The sequence below is a fragment of the Streptomyces sp. JH14 genome, from assembly GCF_029428675.1.
In the GTDB taxonomy this organism is placed as follows: domain Bacteria; phylum Actinomycetota; class Actinomycetes; order Streptomycetales; family Streptomycetaceae; genus Streptomyces.
Map to the genome: position 1 here is coordinate 2,787,431 of NZ_JAJNEL010000001.1, position 21,193 is coordinate 2,808,623.

Annotated in this window: 16 protein-coding genes and 2 pseudogenes; 4 read left to right on the forward strand and 14 right to left on the reverse strand. The window is 70.7% G+C overall.

The genetic code is table 11. The annotated features are described in order from the left end of the window. Nucleotides 1-2 precede the first annotated feature (2 nt). Genes galK through galT form a run of 3 tightly spaced genes read right to left on the reverse strand, consistent with a single transcriptional unit; the run spans nucleotide 3 to nucleotide 3,234 of the window. Complete coding sequence (gene galK, locus LRD69_RS12395) at nucleotides 3-1,181, reverse strand: galactokinase (protein ID WP_277326627.1); 1,179 nt, start codon at nucleotides 1,179-1,181, stop codon at nucleotides 3-5. Further along, nucleotides 1,178-2,158, reverse strand: a complete 981-nt coding sequence (gene galE, locus LRD69_RS12400; RefSeq protein WP_277329714.1) for a UDP-glucose 4-epimerase GalE — start codon at nucleotides 2,156-2,158, stop codon at nucleotides 1,178-1,180. The genes galK and galE overlap by 4 nt, the downstream gene beginning before the upstream one ends. A gap of 32 nt (nucleotides 2,159-2,190) precedes the next feature. Next, complete coding sequence (galT, locus tag LRD69_RS12405; RefSeq protein WP_277326628.1) at nucleotides 2,191-3,234, reverse strand: galactose-1-phosphate uridylyltransferase; 1,044 nt, start codon at nucleotides 3,232-3,234, stop codon at nucleotides 2,191-2,193. A gap of 159 nt (nucleotides 3,235-3,393) precedes the next feature. Here galT and LRD69_RS12410 point away from each other — a divergent pair. Both LRD69_RS12410 and LRD69_RS12415 read left to right on the forward strand, forming a co-directional pair. Further along, nucleotides 3,394-3,791, forward strand: a pseudogene (locus tag LRD69_RS12410) (Na+/galactose cotransporter); the annotation flags it as partial. Between the two features lie 85 nt (nucleotides 3,792-3,876). Continuing rightward, nucleotides 3,877-4,149, forward strand: coding sequence for a hypothetical protein (locus tag LRD69_RS12415; RefSeq protein WP_277326629.1), 273 nt, complete (start codon nucleotides 3,877-3,879; stop codon nucleotides 4,147-4,149). 37 nt (nucleotides 4,150-4,186) lie between these two features. Here the strand turns inward: LRD69_RS12415 and LRD69_RS12420 are convergent, their stop codons facing one another. The 10 genes from LRD69_RS12420 to rsmI form a co-directional block, all read right to left on the reverse strand. Beyond that, the gene (locus LRD69_RS12420; RefSeq protein ID WP_277326630.1) at nucleotides 4,187-4,882 is read right to left on the reverse strand and encodes a LuxR C-terminal-related transcriptional regulator; all 696 of its coding nucleotides are present in this window, start codon (nucleotides 4,880-4,882) and stop codon (nucleotides 4,187-4,189) included. A gap of 239 nt (nucleotides 4,883-5,121) precedes the next feature. Further along, nucleotides 5,122-7,014: a PQQ-binding-like beta-propeller repeat protein gene (locus tag LRD69_RS12425; protein ID WP_277326631.1), complete on the reverse strand. Its 1,893-nt coding sequence runs from the start codon at nucleotides 7,012-7,014 to the stop codon at nucleotides 5,122-5,124. An 88-nt stretch (nucleotides 7,015-7,102) separates the two neighbouring features. After that, entirely contained in the window at nucleotides 7,103-8,989 is a 1,887-nt protein-coding gene (locus LRD69_RS12430; RefSeq protein WP_277326632.1) for a PQQ-binding-like beta-propeller repeat protein, read from the reverse strand. 357 nt (nucleotides 8,990-9,346) lie between these two features. Continuing rightward, nucleotides 9,347-11,164 carry an ABC-F family ATP-binding cassette domain-containing protein gene (locus LRD69_RS12435; protein ID WP_277326633.1) on the reverse strand — a complete coding sequence of 606 codons (1,818 nt, stop codon included), beginning with the start codon at nucleotides 11,162-11,164 and terminating at the stop codon, nucleotides 9,347-9,349. A 185-nt stretch (nucleotides 11,165-11,349) separates the two neighbouring features. Then, a complete protein-coding gene (locus LRD69_RS12440; protein ID WP_277326634.1) occupies nucleotides 11,350-12,243 on the reverse strand; it encodes a 4-(cytidine 5'-diphospho)-2-C-methyl-D-erythritol kinase in 894 nt (297 codons plus the stop codon). Next, nucleotides 12,240-13,190, reverse strand: a complete 951-nt coding sequence (rsmA, locus tag LRD69_RS12445) for a 16S rRNA (adenine(1518)-N(6)/adenine(1519)-N(6))-dimethyltransferase RsmA (RefSeq protein WP_277326635.1) — start codon at nucleotides 13,188-13,190, stop codon at nucleotides 12,240-12,242. The genes LRD69_RS12440 and rsmA overlap by 4 nt, the downstream gene beginning before the upstream one ends. Beyond that, entirely contained in the window at nucleotides 13,187-14,494 is a 1,308-nt protein-coding gene (locus tag LRD69_RS12450) for a resuscitation-promoting factor (protein WP_277326636.1), read from the reverse strand. The genes rsmA and LRD69_RS12450 overlap by 4 nt, the downstream gene beginning before the upstream one ends. Nucleotides 14,495-14,670: 176 nt before the next feature. After that, complete coding sequence (locus LRD69_RS12455; RefSeq protein ID WP_277326637.1) at nucleotides 14,671-15,537, reverse strand: TatD family hydrolase; 867 nt, start codon at nucleotides 15,535-15,537, stop codon at nucleotides 14,671-14,673. Between the two features lie 32 nt (nucleotides 15,538-15,569). Beyond that, nucleotides 15,570-15,941, reverse strand: a complete 372-nt coding sequence (locus LRD69_RS12460; RefSeq protein WP_277326638.1) for a hypothetical protein — start codon at nucleotides 15,939-15,941, stop codon at nucleotides 15,570-15,572. Nucleotides 15,942-16,101: 160 nt separating this feature from the next. Further along, complete coding sequence (rsmI, locus tag LRD69_RS12465) at nucleotides 16,102-16,995, reverse strand: 16S rRNA (cytidine(1402)-2'-O)-methyltransferase (protein ID WP_277326639.1); 894 nt, start codon at nucleotides 16,993-16,995, stop codon at nucleotides 16,102-16,104. 53 nt (nucleotides 16,996-17,048) lie between these two features. Here rsmI and LRD69_RS12470 point away from each other — a divergent pair, with 53 nt between their 5' ends. Beyond that, complete coding sequence (locus LRD69_RS12470) at nucleotides 17,049-18,827, forward strand: phospholipid carrier-dependent glycosyltransferase (RefSeq protein ID WP_277326640.1); 1,779 nt, start codon at nucleotides 17,049-17,051, stop codon at nucleotides 18,825-18,827. 525 nt (nucleotides 18,828-19,352) lie between these two features. Further along, nucleotides 19,353-20,010, forward strand: a pseudogene (locus LRD69_RS12475) (site-specific integrase); the annotation flags it as partial. Between the two features lie 139 nt (nucleotides 20,011-20,149). On the opposite strand, the gene LRD69_RS12480 reads toward LRD69_RS12475, so the two are convergent. Continuing rightward, nucleotides 20,150-20,959: a hypothetical protein gene (locus LRD69_RS12480; RefSeq protein ID WP_277326641.1), complete on the reverse strand. Its 810-nt coding sequence runs from the start codon at nucleotides 20,957-20,959 to the stop codon at nucleotides 20,150-20,152. Nucleotides 20,960-21,193: the final 234 nt, after the last annotated feature.

Below are 21,193 nucleotides of genomic sequence, written 5' to 3' on the forward strand. Positions count from 1 at the left end.
GCTCAGCCGGTGCGGCGGGCCCCGGCCGACGGGACCGCCGGGAAGACCCCGGGCGTCGCGTATCCCGCCGAAGTGAACGCCTCCAGCACCGACTTGGTGACCGCGTCCGCGTCGCTCTCCTCCACCAGCACGATCGCCGAGCCGCCGAAGCCGCCGCCGGTCATCCGCGCGCCGAGCGCCCCGGCCGCGTTCGCCGCGGAGACCACCAGGTCCAGTTCGGGGCAGGAGACCCGCAGATCGTCGCGGAGCGAGACATGGCCGGCCGTCAGGACGGGGCCCGCGGCGCGCACATCGCCCGCGTCGAGCAGCGCGATGACCTGCTCCACCCGCGCGTTGTCGCTGACCACATGGCGTACGTACCGCACGACCGACTCGTCCGCGCCGGCCTCGGCGAGGGTGTCGAGTGCGGCGCCGAGACCCTCGTACGGAAGGTCGCGCAGCGTCCCGATGCCGAGCGCCCGCGCGCCCGCCTCGCAGCCGGCCCGCCGCTCCGCGTACGCGCCGTCGCCCAGCTCGTGCTTGACCCGGGTGTCGACGACCAGCAGCCGCAGTCCGTGCGCGGGCAGGTCGAACGGGACCTGGCGCTGGGTCAGGTCGCGGGTGTCGAGGTGCAGGGCGTGGCCGTCGGTGCAGCAGGCCGACGCCATCTGGTCCATGACGCCGCACGGCACGCCGACGAACGCGTTCTCGGCGTGCTGCGCCAGGACCGCCAGTTCGGAGGCGGACAGGCCGAGTCCGAAGAGGTCGTTGAGGGCGAGCGCGGTGACCACTTCGAGGGCGGCGGACGAGGAGAGCCCGGCGCCGGTGGGAACGGTCGAGGTCAGCTGGATGTCCGCCCCGGTGACCGGGTGGCCGGCCTCGCGCAGCGCCCAGACGACCCCGGCCGGGTATGCCGCCCAGCCGTGTCCCGAGTGCGGGGCCAGCTCGTCGACGCGGAGCCGGACGACGCCGCCGGGCACGTCGGTGGAGTGCAGCCGCAGCTCTCCGTCGGTGCGGCGGGCGACGGCCGCGCGCGCGGTGTGCGGCAGCGCGAGCGGCATCACGAAACCGTCGTTGAAGTCGGTGTACTCACCGATCAGGTTGACTCGGCCGGGCGCCGCCCAGACTCCTTCGGGGGCGGCGCCGTACAGCTCGGTGAAGGCGGTGACCAGCTCTGCGTTGTCGGCCGTGTGGTCGGTCATGGCGCGGTGGGCTCCTCTCGGCGGGCGAACGTCCAGGCGTCGGTGACGATTCCGGCCAGGTCGGCGCGGGACGGCTGCCAGCCGAGCCGTTCCCTGGCGGTGGCGGCGGAGGCGACCAGCACGGCCGGGTCCCCGGCGCGGCGCGGGGCCGCGGTCTCGGGGACCGGGTGGCCGGTGACCTTGCGGACGGTCTCGATGACCTCGCGTACCGAGAAGCCGTTGCCGTTGCCGAGGTTGCAGATCAGGTGCTCGCCCGCGGTGGCCGCGTCCAGGGCCAGGAGGTGGGCCTCGGCGAGGTCCGCGACGTGGATGTAGTCGCGGACGCAGGTGCCGTCGGGGGTCGGGTAGTCGTCGCCGTAGACGGAGATCGACTCGCGCCGGCCGAGCGCGACCTGGAGGACGAGCGGGATGAGGTGCGACTCGGGGCTGTGCCGCTCTCCTTGGCTGCCGTAGGCGCCGGCCACGTTGAAGTAGCGCAGCGAGACGGCGGCCAGTCCGTGTGCGGCCGCCTGGCCGGTGATCATGTGGTCGACGGCGAGCTTCGTGGCGCCGTAGGGGCTGGTGGGCGCGGTCGGGTCGGACTCCGTGATGGGGCTGGAGACCGGTTCGCCGTAGGTCGCGGCGGTGGAGGAGAAGACCAGGGTCCGCACCCCGGCGTCGCGCATCGCGGCGAGCAGCGCGGTCGTGCCGCCGACGTTGTTCACCCAGTACTTCTCGGGGTGGGCGACGGACTCGCCGACCTGGGAGTACGCGGCGAAGTGCAGCACCCCGTCGTAGGAGGCGTCCAGCCACGTGGCGGCGTCCTGGATGCGGCCCTCGATGAACTCGGCACCGGCCGGGACGCCCTCGCGGAACCCGGTCGACAGGTCGTCGAGGACGGTCACCCGGTGACCGGCCTCGAGCAGATGCGCGGCGACCACACTGCCGACGTAGCCTGCGCCGCCGGTGACCAGGTACTTCTTCCCGGGGCTGGGCAGGGGATCGCTCTGGACGTCGCTCTGGGGCTTGCTCACTCGCTCGCTACCTCTCGCAGTCGCTGGGCCGCGGCCTCCGGCGGCACATCGTTGATGAACACACTCATGCCGGATTCGGAACCCGCGAGAAACTTCAGCTTGCCCGAGGTGCGTCGGATGGTGAAAAGCTCGAGGTGGAGCCCGAACTCCTCACGACCCGCAACCCCGAACGGCGCCTGGTGCCAGGCGGCGATGTACGGGGTCGGCGGCTCACCGGGGCCGAAGATCCGGTCGAATCGCCTCAAGAGTTCCAGATAGACCTGTGCGAACTCCGTGCGCGCGGCGTCGTCGAGTGCCCGCAGGTCGGGGACGCGGCGGCGCGGGTACAGATGGACCTCGTACGGCCAGTGGGCGGCGTACGGGACGAAGGCGACCCAGTGCTCGCCGGTCAGCACCACGCGGTCGCCGTCGGCCAGCTCGCGGGCCACGACGTCGTCGAAGAGATTGCCGCCGGTCCGCTCGCGGTGCGCCTCCATCGAGCGGAGCATCAGCTCGGTGCGCGGGGTGACGAAGGGGTACGCGTAGATCTGCCCGTGCGGGTGGCCGAGGGTCACACCGATCTCCGCGCCCCGGTTCTCGAAGCAGAACACCTGCTTGACCTGCGGAAGCTCGGCGAGTTCGGCGGTGCGGTCGGTCCAGGCGCCGAGGACCAGGGTCGCCTGCTCCTCGGTGAGGCCGGCGAACGACGCGTCGTGGTCGGAGGTGAAGCAGACGACCTCGCAGCGGCCGGAGTCACCGGCGAGCGAGGGGAAGCGGTTCTCGAAGACGACCACGTCGTACTGGTCGTCGGGGATCTCGCTGAGCCGCCCGTCCCGCGACGGGCAGAGCGGGCACTCGTCGGCCGGCGGGTGGTACGTACGGCCCTGACGGTGCGAGGCGATGGCGACGCTGTCCCCGAGGAGGGGATCGCGGCGGATTTCGGAGGAGGTCGATACGGCGTCCAGCGGCCGCCGGTCGACGGCGTCCCGGACCACGTCGTCGCGGCTGTCGTAGTAGAGCAGCTCCCGGCCGTCGGCGAGCGTCGTAACCGTCTTCTTCACCAGGTTCCTCCAAACATAACCGCACACAACAAATCACAAGCCAACACGCACGTCAATGCTCCGACACCACCGCATGTGACCCGGATCTCGCACGCGCCCACGCCCTCAAAGACGGTGATTCGCGCTCATGCGATCACAATCCAACAAGGACCCCCAAAAAAGCGTGTCGGCGGCTGGGGCGGTCTGACCGGCTCGCCGGAGAACAGCCACGGCTCCGACTTCCTGTCCGCCCGGGGCGGTACGGGCATCGGTGACGCCAACCCGCTCGGCGCCAACTGGCTGACGATCGTCCTCGGCCTCGGCTTCGTGCTCTCCTTCGGCTACTGGACGACCGACTTCGCCGAGGTGCAGCGCGCCCTGTCCGCGAAGAACCTGTCGGCCCCCGGCGCACGCCGCTGATCGCCGCGTTCCCCAAGATCTTCATCGTCTTCCTCGTGATGATCGCGGGCCTGGTCGCCGCCGTATTCGTACCGAAGATCGGCGCGCCGGATTCCGGTCTCACGTACAACGACGCCATCCCGCTGCTGATGCAGGAGCTGCTGCCCAACGGCGTGCTCGCGAGCCGGCCCTGCTCGGCTGGGGAGCGATCGTCCTCGCCGCCCTCTGCCACCTGCCCTACTCGGTCTGATCGGAGGCATCGCCATGTCCGACCTGCACAAGGAAGTCTCCGAACTGGAGCGCAAGTCCGCGACCGCGGCCCGCCTCTTCGACATCCGGCGGATCGTCGGCGGCCCCTTCGTGGTCTACGGAGTGATCGTCACGATCGCCGGGATCAACCCGTCCGACGCGGACCTGAAGAAGGCCGAGGGCGTCCACATCGACCTGTGGACCGGATTGGCCATGCTGGTCCTCGGGCTGTTCTTCCTGGTGCGGCTGAAGCTGCGCCCGGCCCGCGGACGCCGAAGACGGTCCTGACGCCTGATCAGTCGAAACGCGCAGCAGGGGCCGGACGTCACTCGACGTCCGGCCCCTGCTGATTCGGGACCACCGCCGCCCGGTCCAGCAGCCCGGTGCGGGCCGCCAGCGCCGCCGCCTCCAGCCGGGAGCCGACGCCCAGCTTCATCAGCACCCGCTGCACATGCGTACGCGCGGTGCTCGGCGCGATGCGCATCCCGGCCGCGATCAGCCGGGTGTCCTCGCCCTCCGCGACCCGCACCAGGACCTCGATCTCGCGCGGCGTGAGCATCTGCAGCAGCCGCTGCCCCTCGTCGTCCGGCTGGACGGCCGGGTTGAGCAGCTCGGCGAAGGCGCCCTGCAGCAGTTGGGGTGCGATCGCCGCCTCCCCGGAGCGCGCCCTGACCATCGCGCGCTCGACCCCCTCGATCCGCTCGTCGTGCCTGACGTATCCGGCGGCCCCGGCCGCGAACGCCGCCGCGATCCCGCGCGGGCTGGGGACCGGCCCGAGCACCACCACCGCCACCTGCGGGCGCTCCCGCTTGATCCGCGCGATCGGGTCGAACGCACCCGGTTCGGCCGGAGTCGCCGTGCCGAACAGGCAGACCTCCGGGGCCCGGCTCACCACGAGCTCCGCCGCACCGGCGGTCGGCGCGGCGGCCGCGAGCACCCGGTGACCCCGCAATTTCAGCGCCGAGGCGAGCGCCTCGGCGAGCAGTCGGTGGTCATCGACCACCATGAGCCGCACGCCCATTGATTGACCCCCAAGGCCTGGGCCCCCCGGCCCTTTGACCCGGCAAGCTACACGCTTGTTCGACGTGGCGCGCCCCTTACCAGGCAGAAGACCCCCGGAAAGCCGAATTATGTGACGTTCCGGTCCGGTTGACGGGCGCTGGGCGGACACAAGCGGATCAGCGGGCGTACAGAAACGACCGGCCCTGCCGGTCGAGTGATCGACCGGCAGGGCCGGTGTGCGTGCGCGGTGCCGCCGGGTCAGCCGGTGGCGAACGAGACCGCGAGGTAGCGCTTGTCGTCCAGCGTGGTCGTGGTCGGCTTGCTCGCCATCACCTCGGAGATGTACATCCGCCCGTCCCCGAAGAGGATCTCCGCATAGTCGAGGCTGTAGCTGGTCTCCGCCTCCCGGACGGACTCGTCGCTCGGGTTCTCCATCAGCACGGTCTGCTTGAAGGTGGCGCCGTCGATCGAGACGATCTGGCCGCCCTTGTCGTACGGGGGCGCCTTGTACGCAAGGATGTTGGAACCGTCCATGCGGATCGGGAACATCGTGTACCGCTCGCCCGCGTCGGCCTTGTCACTGGTCGGCTTGCCGGTCGTGAGGTCGAACGAGACGATCTCGTTGGTGTTGCCGTAGTCGCCGGTGCCCTCGTGCTCCTCGGTCGGCAGGTAGAGCCGGTTGTTGCCGACGGCGAGCTGCTGGCAGCTCTCGACCTCGGTGGAACGGCAGCTGGCGGCGTACTTCTCGGCGTCCGCGGCGATCTTCGTGAGGAGCTTGCCGGTCGACGCGTCGATCGAGAAGAAGTCCGAGATCCCGCTGCCGTCACCGGCGGTGTCGCCGACATCGGCCGCGACGACCAGCGGCTTGGTGGAGACGATGCTCGCGTACTCGACGCCGGGCGGCATCTTGTACGACGAGAGCGGGGCGCCCGTCGTCGGGTTCAGCGCCTGGATGACGAGCTGCGGGCTCTCGTACGTACCGCACTTGCGGACCACCGCGAGCGCGTCTCCGCCGCCGTATCCCTTGTCGTAGCAGCCGTCGGTGGCGACCTTCGGCTTCCAGCGCTCGGCGCCGGTGTTCAGGTCGAAGGCGGCGCCGCCCTCGGTGCCGCCCGCAGCGACCGTGGTGCCGCTGAGCGTGACCTCGTCGAACCTGATCGGCTCGTCACCGCCGGTCGCGGCGGTCACCGACTTGCTCCACATCAGCTTGCCGGTGTTCAGGTCGAGTGCACCGATCTGGTTGCACTGCGGGTACTTCTGTTCCTTGGTCGGCTTGCTCGCCTCGAAGGCGATGGCCGTCTTGTAGTCCTTCGACATGTGCCGGGAGGCGGCGCAGAGCTGGCCCTGCAGCGGGATCGACCAGAGCTTGGTGCCCTTGGCCTTGTCGTAGCCGACGATCTCGTAGACGCCGGTCTTCACATAGGCCTTGTCGGTCAGCCAGGAGCCGTCGAGCTTCGTGACGTCGGTGACCTTCGGCTGCGGGAGCTGGAACCCCACGGTGGACTTGGTGTTCGCCGGCGCCTTCTCCTTGCCACCGCCACCGATGCCCTTGTCGCCGTCCTTGTCCTCGCCGGTGGTGCCGCCGGAGTCGGACTGGGACGTGTCGCCCTTCTTGTTGTCGTCGCCGCCGGAGACGAGGAAGATCCCGCCGCCGACGATCAGCGCCACCGCGACGACCGCGGCCACGATGATCTGCATCTGCGGGGAGAACTTCTTGCCGCCGTTCCCGCCCTGCTGCGGCGACACGTACTGCGGCTGCATCGGTGCGGTCGGATAGCCGTAACCGTAGCCCTGCTGCGGCGGCTGACCGGGCGGCAGCCCCTGTCCGGCCGGGGGGCCGGACGGGTAGCCGTAACCGGCCTGCGGCGGTGGCGCCTGCGGGTAGCCGTAACCCGGCTGCTGCGGCGGACCGGCGGGCGGCGGTGTGGGGGCCCCGAACCCACCGGCCGGCGGCGGCTGCGGGGCGCCGAAACCGCCCGCGGGCGGGGTGGCCGGCTGCTGGCCGAACGGGTCGGCGGGCGGCGGCGCGGGGGTCCCGAACCCACCGGGCGGTGGGTCCTGCGGGGCACCGAACCCGCCCGGCGGGGAATCCTGCGGGGCGCCGAACCCGCCCTGGGGCGGCTCGTTGGGCGGCTGGGGCGGCTGAGTCATGGCGTACGTACCTCGTCGGCGGAAGGGAAGTCGGTCGGTCGGAACCCGTCGTGGTCGGCCGGGGTCCGTCGGGGGCCTGCGTGAGCCGTCACTTGCCGAAGGCCATCATGGTCTTCGTCTCCAGCTCTTCCTTGTCGTTGCTCGCGCTGACCCGCCCGCTCGCGATGAAGGAGCGCCCGCCCGCGTAGACGACCTTCGCCTCCCAGAACGAACTCTCGATCTGCGACGTCGACTCGGGGTGCCGGAGCAGCATCTGCGGGGCGCCGCCGGCCGGGGCGAGGGTGGCGATCCCGCCGCCCTTGTTGTACCCGGCCTCCACGTAGAGCAGCACGTTGCCGCCCTCCATCCGCAGCGGCTTCACGGTCTGTTCGGCCGGGGCCGCGGCCCTCCACTTCGGCTTGCCGGTGTTCAGGTTGAACGCGACGACCTCGTTCGTACGGGCGGAGCCGCTGGAGTCGGGCTGGGTCGCCATGTAGAAGGTGTTGGCATCGGCGGCCACACCGGTGCAGCCGTCCAGCGACTTGCCGAAGACCGCGAACGTGCTGCCGCAGTCCGGGGCGAACTTGTCGCCCTTGTCGCCGATCAGCTGGGAACGGAGCGTGCCGTTCTCCTTGATGGCGAGAATGCTCCACTTCTTCTTCTCGCGCTGGGTCAGCGAGACGACGAGCGGGCTCACCGAATAGACCCGGTCGATCTCCCAGCCGCGGGCCGGCCGGTACGTCCACTTGGGCTTGCCGGTGACCGGGTCGACCACCTGGAGCTGGTGCTGCGGGTTGTCGAGGTCGTCCGTACGGCAGCTGGACGCGGCGATCAGCTTGGCGCCGCCGGCGAAGGCGAACGGCTGGCAGTTGCCCTCCTGCTTGCCGAACAGCTCCTTGCCGTCGCTGACCCGGTACGCGTTGGAGTTGCCGGTCCGGCCGACCGTGACGGTGTCGGCGCTGATGGCGAGGGAGATGTCCGACATCATGTCCCAGATGCCGTTCTTCGTGATCGACTTCTTCCAGCCGGCCTTGCCGGTGTTGAGGTCGATCATCTGGAGGTCCGAGCAGTCCGCCTTGTCGGTGGTGCCGTTCTCGACCCCGATGACGATCTTGCCGTCGGTGGTGGGCTGCGCGGGCGCGGCGCATATGTCGGCCGGCAGCTTCAGCGTCCACTTCTGCTTGCCGTCGGCCACCGAGTAGCCGGAGACCGCGCGGTACATGCCCTTGACGACGGTGTCCCCGACGACCCAGGGGCCGTACACGTCCGCGCCGTTGCGCGGCAGGTCGACATCGTTCGTCTGCAGCCAGAGGGCCTTCGCCTCGCCCGGCTTGCGCCCGGCGTTGAGGTCGTCGTCGGCCTGCCGTCCGTCGCCGTTGCCGTCGCCCTCGTCGACGGAGGGCGAACCAGTCGGCGCCTTGCCGTCATTGCTCTCGTGCGCGACGGGCTTCTTGTCGTCGTCACCACCGCTGGTGGCGAGGAACACGCCACCGGCTATGACCACCGCGGCCGCGACCGCGGCGGCGATGATCACGGCGGGCTTGCCCTTGAAGGGGTTGCCACCGCCCGTACCGCCGGGGCCGCCGGGGACCGGAGCACCGGGGTACTGCTGCTGCGGGTAGCCGTAACCGGGCTGCGGCTGCTGGCCGTAGGGGCCGGGCTGCTGGGCGTAGGGGCCCGGCTGCTGGCCGTACGGACCGGGCTGCTGGGCGTACGGACCCGGCTGGTTGTACGGACCCGGCTGCTGGCCCGGCTGCTGCGGGTAGCCGTAGCCAGGGGCCTGAGCCGGCGGCTGCGGGTAGCCGTAACCCGGCTGGGCGGGCGGTGGCGTCGGCGGCGCGGCCGGCATCTGCGGTGGCTGGGCGGGCGGTTGACCCTGCGTCGGCCCGCTCTGCGGCGGCTGTCCGGGCGCCGCCGGCTGAGGACTCCCCTGCGGCGGCTCCTGCGGGGCGCCGAAGCCTCCCTGCGGCGGTTGCTGGCTGGGCGGCTGGGTCATCAGCACGTCCCCCTTCGTGCGGTCCGGTGTCCGTTCCGGTCTCCCCCGCGATTCCGCTGGGCTGAATTCCCCTCGGAAAGGAGCGAATCGGGCATGGCTTCCGCGGCGTTACGACAGTCGAGCGGGGCTTCTTTGTACCACCCGCAACGCATCGGACGCCGAATCGGTCCATCCCCTGTTCCCAAGGGAGAACCGCCTCGTGATGCCGCCGTTACGGAGCCGATTCAACTCTTCGTGAACGGCCACCGGTTCGGGCCCACGGCCACGAAGCCGCTCCCTGCCCGTCCACCGCAACCGGCTCCGGCGCCGCTCACCGACGGCGGCGCCGGAGCCGGAGCCGGCAAGCCCCCTGCCGTATCAGGCGTCCTCGGCCAGCTCCAGCCAGCGCATCTCCAACTCGTCGCGTTCCGCGACCAGTTCACGCAGCTCCGCGTCGAGCTTCGCCACCTTCTCGAAGTCCGTTGCGTGGTCGGCGATCTGGGCGTGCAGGGTCGTCTCCCTGCTCGACACCTTGTCGAGCTGCCGCTCGATCTTCTGCAGTTCCTTCTTCGCCGCACGCGCGGCCTGCGGCGAGACGGCCGTCGCGGCGGGGGCCTCCTTCGCCGCCGGTGCGCCGGCCGAGGCGGGCATCGACTCCGCCTCCATGCGCAGCCTGCGCTCGATGTACTCGTCGATGCCGCGCGGCAGCATCCGCAGCGAGGCGTCGCCGAGCAGCGCCATCACCCGGTCCGTGGTCCGCTCGATGAAGAACCGGTCGTGCGAGATCACGATCATCGATCCGGGCCAGCCGTCGAGGAGGTCCTCCAGCTGCGTCAGCGTCTCGATGTCGAGGTCGTTGGTGGGCTCGTCGAGGAAGAGGACGTTCGGCTCGTCCATCAGCAGGCGCAGGATCTGCAGCCGGCGCCGCTCGCCGCCGGACAGGTCGCCGACCGGGGTCCACTGCTTCTCCTTCGAGAAGCCGAACTGCTCGCAGAGCTGGCCCGCGGTCATCTCCCGGCCCTTGCCGAGGTCGACGCGGTCCCGTACCTGCTGCACCGCCTCCAGCACCCGCAGGTTCGAGTCGAGCTCGGTGACCTCCTGGGAGAGGTAGGCGAGCTTGACCGTCTTGCCGACGACGATCTTCCCCGCGGCGGGCTGCGCGTCGCCCTGAGTGCGGGCCGCTTCGGCGAGCGCCCGCAGCAGCGATGTCTTGCCCGCGCCGTTGACCCCGACCAGGCCGATCCGGTCACCGGGGCCGAGCTGCCAGGTGAGGTGGGTGAGCAGCGTCTTGGGTCCGGCCTGGACGGTCACGTTCTCCAGGTCGAAGACGGTCTTGCCGAGCCGGGCGTTGGCGAACTTCATCAGCTCGCTGGTGTCGCGCGGCGGCGGCACATCGGCGATCAGCTCGTTGGCCGCCTCGATGCGGTAGCGGGGCTTCGACGTACGGGCGGGGGCACCGCGCCGCAGCCAGGCCAGTTCCTTGCGCATCAGGTTCTGCCGCTTGGACTCCTCGGTCGCGGCGATCCGCTCCCGCTCGGCCCGGGCGAACACGTAGTCGCTGTAGCCGCCCTCGTACTCGTGGACCGTGCCGCGCTGGACGTCCCACATGCGGGTGCAGACCTGGTCGAGGAACCAGCGGTCGTGGGTGACGCAGACCAGTGCCGAGCGCCGGTTCTGCAGGTGCCGGGCCAGCCAGGAGATGCCCTCGACGTCGAGGTGGTTGGTCGGCTCGTCGAGGACGATCAGGTCCGGTTCGGCGATGAGCAGTTTGGCGAGTGCGATCCGACGCCGCTCGCCGCCGGAGAGCGGCGCGATGACGGTGTCCAGGCCGTGCTCGAAGCCGGGCAGACCGAGGCCGCCGAAGAGTCCGGTGAGTACGTCACGGATCTTGGCGCTGCCCGCCCACTCGTGGTCGGCGAGATCGCCGATGACCTCGTGGCGGATGGTCGCCTTCGGGTCGAGCGAGTCGTGCTGGGTGAGGACACCGAGGCGCAGGCCGCCGTTGTGGGTGACGCGTCCGCTGTCCGCCTCCTCCAGCTTGGCGAGCATCCGGATGAGGGTCGTCTTTCCGTCGCCGTTGCGGCCGACGACTCCGATCCGGTCCCCCTCGGACACGCCGAGGGACACGCCGTCGAGCAGGGCACGGGTGCCGTACACCTTGCTGACCTGCTCGACATTGACCAGATTGACGGCCATTTCACTCCTGACAGGGGGATGGATCGACATCCCAGGGTAGTCGCCGCGCGGCTGGGACAGCGTGCGGTGATCTCTCAGGGGCAGCGAAGGGGACTTCCGCGGTGCGAAACCCTGTGCGGGTACGGGTGACCGGGTCGCCAGGGGGCGGTGCGGCCACCGCCCGGTGCCCGTCCGGGTACCCGCCGTCAGACGACCGTGGCGCCCGGGGCGGGGGACTCCGCGACCCGTGCGGTCCGGCAGGTCCCCGACGCCAGCAGCGCGTCCGCGACCTTCCGCGCCGTCTCCGCGTCCGCCACCAGGAACGCGGTGGTCGGCCCCGAGCCGGAGACCAGTGCGGCCAGGGCGCCTGCCCCGGTGCCCGCGGCGAGGGTGTCGGCGAGCGAGGGCCGCAGTGAGAGCGCGGCGAGCTGCAGGTCGTTGGAGAGCGCCTCGGCGAGCGCGGTGGCGTCGCCGCTGCGCAGGGCGTCGAGGAGCGCCGGGGAGGCTTCCGGTACGGGGACGTCGGTGCCCGCGGTGAGCCGGTCGAACTCGCCGTAGACGGCCGGGGTGGAGAGTCCGCCGTCGGCCACCGCGAACACCCAGTGGAACGTACCGCCGGTCTCGACCGGGGTCAGCTGTTCACCGCGGCCGGTGCCGAGCGCGGCGCCGCCGACCAGGGAGAACGGCACGTCGCTGCCGAGCTCCGCACAGATGGCGAGCAGCTCGTCCCGGGTGGCTCCGGTGGACCAGAGGGCGTCGCAGGCCACCAGGGCTGCCGCGCCGTCGGCGCTGCCGCCCGCCATGCCGCCCGCCACGGGGATGTCCTTGGAGATGTGGATGTGCACGCCGGGCGCGATGCCGTGACGTTCGGCGAGCGCGATCGCGGCGCGGGCGGCGAGGTTCGTGGCGTCCAGCGGGACCTGGGCGGCATCCGGGCCCGAGCAGGTGACGGTCAGCGCGTCGGCGGGGGTGACGGTGACCTCGTCGTAGAGGCCGACGGCGAGGAAGACGTTGGCCAGGTCGTGGAAGCCGTCGGGGCGCGGGGCGCCGACCGCGAGCTGCACGTTGACCTTGGCGGGGACGCGGACGGTGACGCTCACTCGCTGCTCCCGGCGGACCCGTTCCCGGTGGACCCGCCCGTGCGGGACCCGGTCGTGGCGGACTCGTCCGCGTCCGTCTTCTGCGCCGCGGGCTTGTTCTCCGCGATGGCCGCGAACTCCTCGACCGTCAGCGCCTCGCCGCGCGTCTGCGGCGAGATCCCGGCCGCGACCAGGGCGGCCTCGGCGGCGGGTGCGGAGCCCGCCCAGCCGGACAGGGCCGCCCGCAGCGTCTTGCGGCGCTGGGCGAACGCCGCGTCGACGACCGCGAAGACCTCGGCGCGGCTCGCGGTCGTCGTGATCGGCTCGGTACGCCGGACCAGCGACACCAGCCCGGAGTCGACGTTCGGGGCGGGCCAGAAGACCGTGCGGCCGATGGACCCGGCCCGCTTGACCTCCGCGTACCAGTTGGCCTTCACCGACGGCACGCCGTAGACCTTGTTGCCCGGCCGGGCGGCCAGCCGGTCGGCGACCTCGGCCTGCACCATGACCAGGGTCCGCTCGATGGTCGGGAACCGCTCCAGCATCGTCAGCAGGACCGGCACGGCCACGTTGTACGGCAGGTTGGCGACCAGGGCGGTGGGCGCCGGGCCGGGCAGCTCCGTGACCAGCATCGCGTCGGAGTGGACCAGCGAGAACCGGTCGGCGCGGCCCGGCATCCGGGCCTGGACCGTGTCCGGCAGCGCAGCGGCCAGCACATCGTCGATCTCGACGGCGACGACCCGGTCCGCCGCCTCCAGCAGCGCCAGCGTCAGCGAGCCCAGACCGGGTCCGATCTCGACCACCACGTCGTCCGGGCGGACCTCCGCGGTCCGCACGATCCTGCGGACGGTATTGGCGTCGATGACGAAGTTCTGTCCGCGCTGCTTCGTGGGGCGTACCCCCAGCTTCGCGGCCAGTTCGCGGATGTCTGCGGGGCCCAGGAGGGCGTCGGGCTCTGTGGTGCTCACCCGGTAAGCCTACGGCCGCAGTGCGGCCACGGGCTCGCCCCCCGTTGCACGTACAGCTTCTTCGCCCGGAACGTCTGCTCGGACGCGGGGGCGTCCTGCGGGCGTCCGCGGCCGCCGAGGGCGTGCCAGGTCTGCCTGTCGAACTGGTACAGCCCGCCGTACGTACCGCTGGAGTCCACCGCGTCGGGCCGGCCGCCGGACTCGCAGGCCGCGAGTCGGTGCCAGTTCAGCCCGTCGGCGCCCGCCACCGACTGCGGACGGGCCCTGGTGCCGACCTTCACGATCCGGTCGACCGGGGGACGGACGACGTCCACGTCCAGGACCCGCGGCCGCTGCCGGACGCCGTTGACGGTCCGCAGGGCGTACGTGACCCGGCGGGCGCCCGGTCTGCCCTCGCGCTCGACGACCTCCGTGCCCGCGAAGAGCGAACCGTCCTCGGACCGCTGTTCGCCGTACGGGACGGACTCCTCGCGCACCTCGCGGGAGCCGGTGATCCGCAGCACGGAGACCGTCTGGCCGTCGCGCGGGAAGCTCTGTGGGGCCACGGACGTGGTGTCCTCGCCGTGCAGGGTGACGCCCGCCTCGGCGAGTGCCTCGGCCACGGTCGCCGCGTTGGTGCGGACGGTGCGCTCGCGGCCGTCGGCCATGAGGGTCACGGTGCGTTCGGTACGGACGTCGAGAGCAAGCCCGGTGCGGCCGATCGAGGAGGAGCGGGCGACGGAGAGGTAGGCGCCCTCGGCGCGCACCCCGAGCTGGCGCAGGGCGCCGTCGACGGTGCCTGCGGTGGTCCACACCACGTGCCGTACCCCGTCGAGGGTGAGGGTCACCGGGCGTCCGTGGCGGACGGTGATCTCGTCGTCGTTGTCGAGGTCGCCGCGGGGGGCGGGGGTGACGACGTCGTGGGCGCCGACGGCGATGCCCTCGTCGTCGAGGAGTTCACCGATGTCGTCCGCGAAGGTGTGCAGGGTGCGCGGCTCCCCGTCGACGGTGAGCCTGACCGCCTTGTCGTGGGCGACGAACGCGCTGGTGCCGCCGGCCAGGAAGGCGACGACCAGGGCCTGCGGGACGAGCCGTCGCAGGTTCTCCGGGCGGGCGGCGGCCTTGCGCCGGCGTGCGGCCCGCCGGGCCTCGGCACGGCCGCCGGGGCGGGGGACGGTGCGGGAGCCGTCGGTCCCGGGCCCGGCTGCCGGGCGGGGCGGGGCCGCGCTGTCCACGACGGTCGGATCGTGGACCGGCCAGGGAGCACCCAGTGTCTGCTCCTCGTGGAACGGCGGGGACGCGGGGACGTACGGCGGTGTCGCCACCGCTGTAGTTCCCCTGCGCACTCCGCCCGCTTTCGCACGGTGACTGCCCTGTGCATTGATCACGACGCTCCAGAAGGTCCGTTCGTCCCCGGTGGCCCGATGGGCGTCCGGGACGATAGTGGAGCTTCGGTCACTCTCCAAAGCGGCGCGACTACACACCGTCGCGGCGTGATCCGTCAGTAGTCGAATGCGCGAGCGGTGTTGTCGTTGATCGCCGACGCCAGGGTGTCCTCGTCGACGCCCTTCACCTCCGCCATGGCGCGCAGCGTCACGGGAATGAGATAGGGCGCGTTGGGCCGTCCGCGGTACGGGGCGGGGGTGAGGAACGGTGCGTCCGTCTCGACCAGCACCAGTTCGACAGGCGCGGCCATCAGCGCGTCCCGCAGCGGCTGGGCGTTCTTGAACGTCACATTCCCCGCGAAGGACATGAAGTACCCGGCGTCCGCGCAGATCCGCGCCATCTCGGCGTCACCGGAGTAGCAGTGGAACACGGTCCGCTCGGGGGCGCCCGCGTCGGCGAGGATGCGCAGCACATCGGCGTGCGCCTCGCGGTCGTGGATGACGAGCGCCTTGCCGTGCCGCTTGGCGATCTCGATATGGGCCCGGAAGGACTCCTCCTGGGCGGCCATGCCCTCCGGACCGGTACGGAAGTGATCAAGCCCGGTCTCGCCGACGCCGCGCACCCGGTCGAGGGCGGCCAGCTTGTCGATCTCGGCGAGCGCCTCGTCGAGCGCCGCCTTCCCGCCCGGCTCCCGCGCCCCCTGGCGCGACCACCCGTCCGGGTCCCCGTGCACGATGCGCGGCGCCTCGTTGGGGTGCAGGGCCACCGCCGCGTACACACCGGCGTGCGCGGCCGCGGTCTCGGCCGCCCAGCGCGACCCCTGCACGTCGCAGCCCACCTGGATCACTGTGGTGACGTTGACCGCGGCGGCCCTGGCCAGGCCCTCCTCGACGGTGGCGTCCTGCATGTCCAGATGGGTGTGCGAATCGGCGACCGGCACCCGCAGGGGTTCGGGCAGCGGCGGGGCTTCCGTACGGCTCATGCCACGATCGTACGAGGACCGTGGCGCCGCCCTCACTTGCGGTGGAAGGGGTGCAGCAGGTCGGAGAGGTGCCAGTGGTGTTCCGCGGCCGCCGGCGCGGCGGCCTCGCGTTCACGAGCGTCGACGTCCTCGGTACGTCCGCTCTCCTCCGGGAAGAGCGTCCGCTGGACGGTCGAGACACGGCCGGACCGCATGATCCGGACCACATGGCCGCCGCAGTTCATGCAGGTGGGCCTGGACAGGGGGGACGGCACACGTTCCCCGTCCGCCTTGTAGATGATGAAGTCGTTGTTGGAACCGTCGACGTGATGCTCGATCTCGTAGGCCTGTTCCCAGCCGTATCCGCACCTCATGCACGCGAAGGCGTACGCCTCATGCACGGTGGTTGCTGCGATCTCACTCATGCCTGCTCCTCTTGTCCGCCGGACAAGCACTCCGGAGAATGCGTCCCTGATCCAGTGGACGCCCATACCGGCGGGAGCGCACCAAGCCCTGTCGAGTATTGGAGCGGTCTTGGCCATCTCGTGGCAAAAAGGGGCAGGTGCGCGGCTCATGCTTTGCTTTTCAGGATAGTCCTTTGCCGTCCGCCGGACCGCTGCGCGAGGCGTTCTTCGCCGCGACGACGGCGTCGAAGACCTCGCGTTTGGGCAGGCCCGCCGCGGCTGCGACGGCGGCGATCGCCTCCTTGCGCCGCTCCCCCGCCTCCTCGCGCACCTGCACCCTGCGTACCAGCTCGGCGGCGTCCAGTTCCTCGGCCGTGTCCGCCGCGCCCTCGACGACGACGGTGATCTCGCCGCGTACGCCTTCGGCCGCCCAGACCGCCAGCTCGGCCAGCGGGCCGCGCTTGACCTCCTCGTACGTCTTGGTCAGCTCCCGGCACACGGCGGCCCGGCGGTCGCCACCGAACACCTCGGCCATCGCGGCGAGGGTGTCGTCGAGCCGGTGCGGGGCCTCGAAGAAGACCATGGTGCGGCGCTCGTCGGCGACCTCGCGGAGCCGTCCGAGCCGTTCGCCCGCCTTGCGCGGCAGGAAACCCTCGAAGCAGAACCGGTCGACGGGCAGACCGGACAGGGCGAGCGCGGTGAGCACGGCGGACGGGCCGGGCACCGCGGTGACCTTGATGTCCTTCTCCACGGCGGCGGCGACGAGCCGGTAGCCGGGGTCGGAGACGGACGGCATTCCGGCGTCCGTGACCAGAAGCACCCGGGCCCCACCGGTCAGCGCCTCGACGAGTTCGGGCGTACGCGCCGACTCGTTCCCCTCGAAGTAGGACACGACACGCCCCGTGGTGTGGATGCCGAGCGCCTGCGTCAGCCGGCGCAGCCGGCGGGTGTCCTCGGCGGCGACGACGTCCGCCGTCTCCAGTTCCTTGGCGAGCCGTGGCGGGGCGTCCGCCACGTCACCGATGGGGGTCCCTGCGAGTACCAGCGTTCCAGTCGTTCCAGTCACATCAGCCATCCTCGCAGCACGGGCGACAGCAGTCGCACAGATGCGTTCCCTACGATGGCGCGGTGACGAGTACTGCGCCCGAAGCCCAGCAGGGTCAAGACGTCAGGGAACAGCGCTGCGAAGAGCCGCCTTCCTGGCAGCAGCGGCTGCGCCGCTTCGGCCATTCTCCGCGCCCCGGAACCGGGCTGCGGGAACGGCTGGTCCCGCCGTACACCCGGCCGGGACCGCAGCTGTGGGCGGTGCTGGGGGTGTCGCCGCCGACCGCCGACCGGCTGGTGCGGTGGTCGGCGTGGGGCGGTCCGCTGCTGGTGGCACTGGTCGCGGGAGTGCTGCGGTTCTGGCACCTGGGCAGCCCGAAGGCGGTGATATTCGACGAGACGTACTACGCCAAGGACGCCTGGGCACTGATCAAGCAGGGGTACGAGGGGTCCTGGCCGAAGGACATCGACAAGTCGATCCTGGCCGATCCCTCGGCGGTGCCGGTGCCGACGGATCCCGGCTATGTGGTGCATCCGCCGGTCGGCAAGTGGATCATCGGGTTCGGCGAGCAGCTCTTCGGGTTCACACCGTTCGGCTGGCGCTTCATGGTGGCCGTGCTCGGCACGCTGTCCGTGCTGATGCTGTGCCGGATCGGGGGGCGGCTGTTCCGGTCGACGTTCCTGGGGTGCCTGGCGGGCGCGCTGCTCGCCGTCGACGGCCTGCACTTCGTGATGAGCCGCACCGCGCTGCTCGACCTCGTGCTGATGTTCTTCGTGCTGGCGGCGTTCGGCTGTCTGCTGATCGACCGGGACTGGGCGCGGCGCAGGCTCGCCGCGGCGCTGCCCGTCGACGCCGACGGGGTGCTGCGCCCGGATGCGCAGATCGCCCGGACACTGCGGCTGGGATGGCGGCCGTGGCGGATCGCGGCGGGCCTCTCGCTGGGTCTGGCGTTCGGCACGAAGTGGAACGGCCTGTACATCCTGGTCGCGTTCGGCCTGTTGACGGTCCTGTGGGACGTCGGTGCACGCCGGACGGCGGGAGCGGTGCGGCCGTACGAGGCAGTGATCAAGCGGGACCTGTTGCCCGCGTTCGTCTCGACGGTGCCGGTCGCGATCCTGACGTACCTCGCGTCGTGGACCGGCTGGATCGTCAGAAACGATCCCGCACACCACGGCTACTACCGGAACTGGGCCACCACCGACGGCAGGGGAGGCAGCTGGACCTGGCTGCCGGACTGGCTGCGCAGCCTGTGGCACTACGAGTACCAGGTCTACGAGTTCCACGTGAACCTGACGTCCGGCCACACCTACCAGTCCAACCCCTGGAGCTGGATCGTCCTGGGCCGCCCCGTCTCGTACTTCTACGACGAGCAGAACGGCTGCGTCGCCTCGGAGACCGGCAAGTGCGCCCGCGAGGTGCTGGCGCTCGGCACGCCGCTGCTGTGGTGGGCCGGCTGCTTCGCCCTGGTGTACGTGCTGTGGCGGTGGTTCTTCCGACGCGACTGGCGGGCGGGCGCGATCGCCTGTGGTGTGGCGGCGGGCTGGCTGCCGTGGTTCTTCTACCAGGAGCGGACGATCTTCTTCTTCTACGCGGTGGTCTTCGTGCCGTTCCTCTGCCTCGCGGTCGCGATGATGATCGGCGCGATGATCGGTCCTGCGGCGGGCACCGGGACCAAGCGGGAACTGGGCCTGGTGACGGGCGATCCGTCCGGTGAACGGCGCCGGGCCGTGGGGGCGATCGCGGCGGGCGTGCTCGTCCTGCTCATCATCTGGAATTTCATCTACTTCTGGCCGCTGTATACGGGCATGTCGATTCCCGAGAATTCCTGGCGCGACCGCATGTGGCTGGATACCTGGATCTAGCTGGACAGAAGCGCGAAGAGGGCGTGGCCGGTGGCCGCGCCCTCTTGGTTGTTGTTGGTGGCCGTCGGTGGCCGGTGGCCACCCTCAGACGGCCCACAGACGGCCCCGCCGGCAGGCGACTCTCCGGCAGCCTCGTGTTGGCAGGTACGGCCGGACGGCCCGGGGTAGCCGCGGGCAACTCGTCTCCCCGCCTTGTCGCTTGTCTTGTCGCTTGTCGTCACGCAGGTCAGACGCGCTCTCCGTCCCCAGAAGAGCGCGAACGGCGTCACCCGCGACAAGCGACAAGACGGGAGCCACGTACTTTGAGAAGAGTTGAATAGACCGCCCTTCGGGCGGGCGACTTTCGGGCGCCCACACTGGGAGCTCCCAGAGGTGTGTGAGCGACTCCGGAACGTGTTGGAGGCGAGTGCCTTCCAACGGGGAGTTGCCTCGCTCGCCTTGGAAGGCATCAGGCGCAGCCGCCCACGGCAACGCCTGAGCGCACGCAGCTACTGCCTACTTGCCACTAGCCAGTAGAACGGGGCGCGCCAGGTGTTCGGCGTGCGCGACGCACTGCCGAAGCATCTGCGGACAACCGTGGACGTGGCTGGCGGGTGCGGGCTCCGACAGGGGGAAGTCTTTTGGGCTCTCTGAAGACGAGTTGGATTACGAGGGTGGTTGGCTCTCCGTCGAGCACCAACTCAAGCGCATTCGCGGGAAATTCGTCTTCGCCCTCCCGAAGGGCGCCAAGGTCCGAGACGTTCCGTTGCCCGCGGCCGTGGCAGACGCGCTCAAGGCGCATTCGGAGAAGTGGCCGCCCGTCAGAGTCACACTGCCGTGGCGGACGCCGGATGGACCCCTCGTGACAAAGTCACTCATCTTCACCGGATCGACGGGCGACCACGTCCGGGTGAGCCACTTCAACGACTTCATGTGGAAGCCCGCGCTCGCGGCTGTGGGCATCATTCCCCAGCCTGAGGAGGGCGAGCGGTACGCATCCGCTCCCGATCACGGAATGCACGCACTGAGGCACTTCTACGCCTCCGTGCTCCTGGACGCTGGCGAGAACATCCGGGCCCTTAGCCAGTACCTCGGTCACGCCGATCCAGGATTCACCCTGCGCACGTACACACACCTGATGCCGAGCAGCGAAGGGCGCACTCGAAAAGCTGTGGAAGCCCTCTACAAGGCCCAGGCGTCCTAAGCCCGATTCCTGAAGTTCTGCGCGTAACCGAAGTGGGCGGTTCGCAGATGCGACCCCGGCCGCGGCGCTGAGCGCGGCTGGGGCAGCACTCAGCGCTCGCGCTGCCGTTAGCGGGCGGGGGACGCTGCGATGTCCCGCGTCAGCCTGTCATGAAAGCCAGGGCCCCCTCGGCCGGAGGAGCGATCGGGGTCGCAGATGGGGGTGCGGTGACTTCCACTGGTTCCCCGAAGTCCGACAGTTGAAGGCTGACGTGGGCGAAATCGTCGTCCATCTTGAAGTCAAGGCGGACCAGAGCGAGTCGCCCCTGCTTCACGTAGGCGTCCACGGATACCGGCAGGACAGCGCCCTCGCTGTCCTGCCGGTATCCGTCGATCTCGCCACGGGTCTTCTCGGCTGTGCGCGAGGTCAGAGCGTGGTATGCGAGCGCGCCGCGGTAGCGGGTGGCGGCGCCGCCGAAGACGGGGTCCTTGCTGGATTTCGTGATCTTGGTGGTGGCTGCGATCTGGGCAAGCAGATGCTGGGGGTCGTTGAGCGGGGCGCGCAGGAGGTGGTGGGACTCGGCTTTCGAGCGGTCGGTGACGAGCCATTGGTCTTTGCGGGTGCTGAGGTAGGCCTTGTCGCCGACGAATATCTGGTCGAGTTGTTCGATGGGGCCTCCTGCATGGACGAGGAGTTTCCCCCGGCCATGGGCGAGGTCGAAGGGGCCGTCAATGACGAGGACCGTTCGCTTTCCGTCGTCCTGGAGGACCAACGATTCGCTGATCGTCACGCTTGTACTGCGGGCGGCCTCAACGACAGCGCGGAACTCCTTGGCAGCGGCAGGGTCGGCGGCGGGCTTCTCGGAGTCGACGCTTCGGCGCTCGCTGCCGCCGGAGTTCGACGAGCAGCTGGCCGCGGTGAGGGCGGCGGCGAGGGTGACGGCTACGGCAAGGGGGGTGGTGCGACGCATGGCTCCTCGGGCGGGGTCGGAGTTTGCGCCGGCGTGGGGGCAGCAGTTCAAGTCTCGGCTGGCACGGCGAGGGTGAGCGTACACGCGCACCGCGCGGTTGGAGCAGCCGGCGAGCGCCTGGTGGAGATCGCCAACCGAGCGGCGAGCACGTGAGCACTCCGCCACCTTGCGGCTGGTGTCTGAGCTAGGACTCCTGGGCCTACAAGGCATCGAGGAACCATGATTACGGCCCAG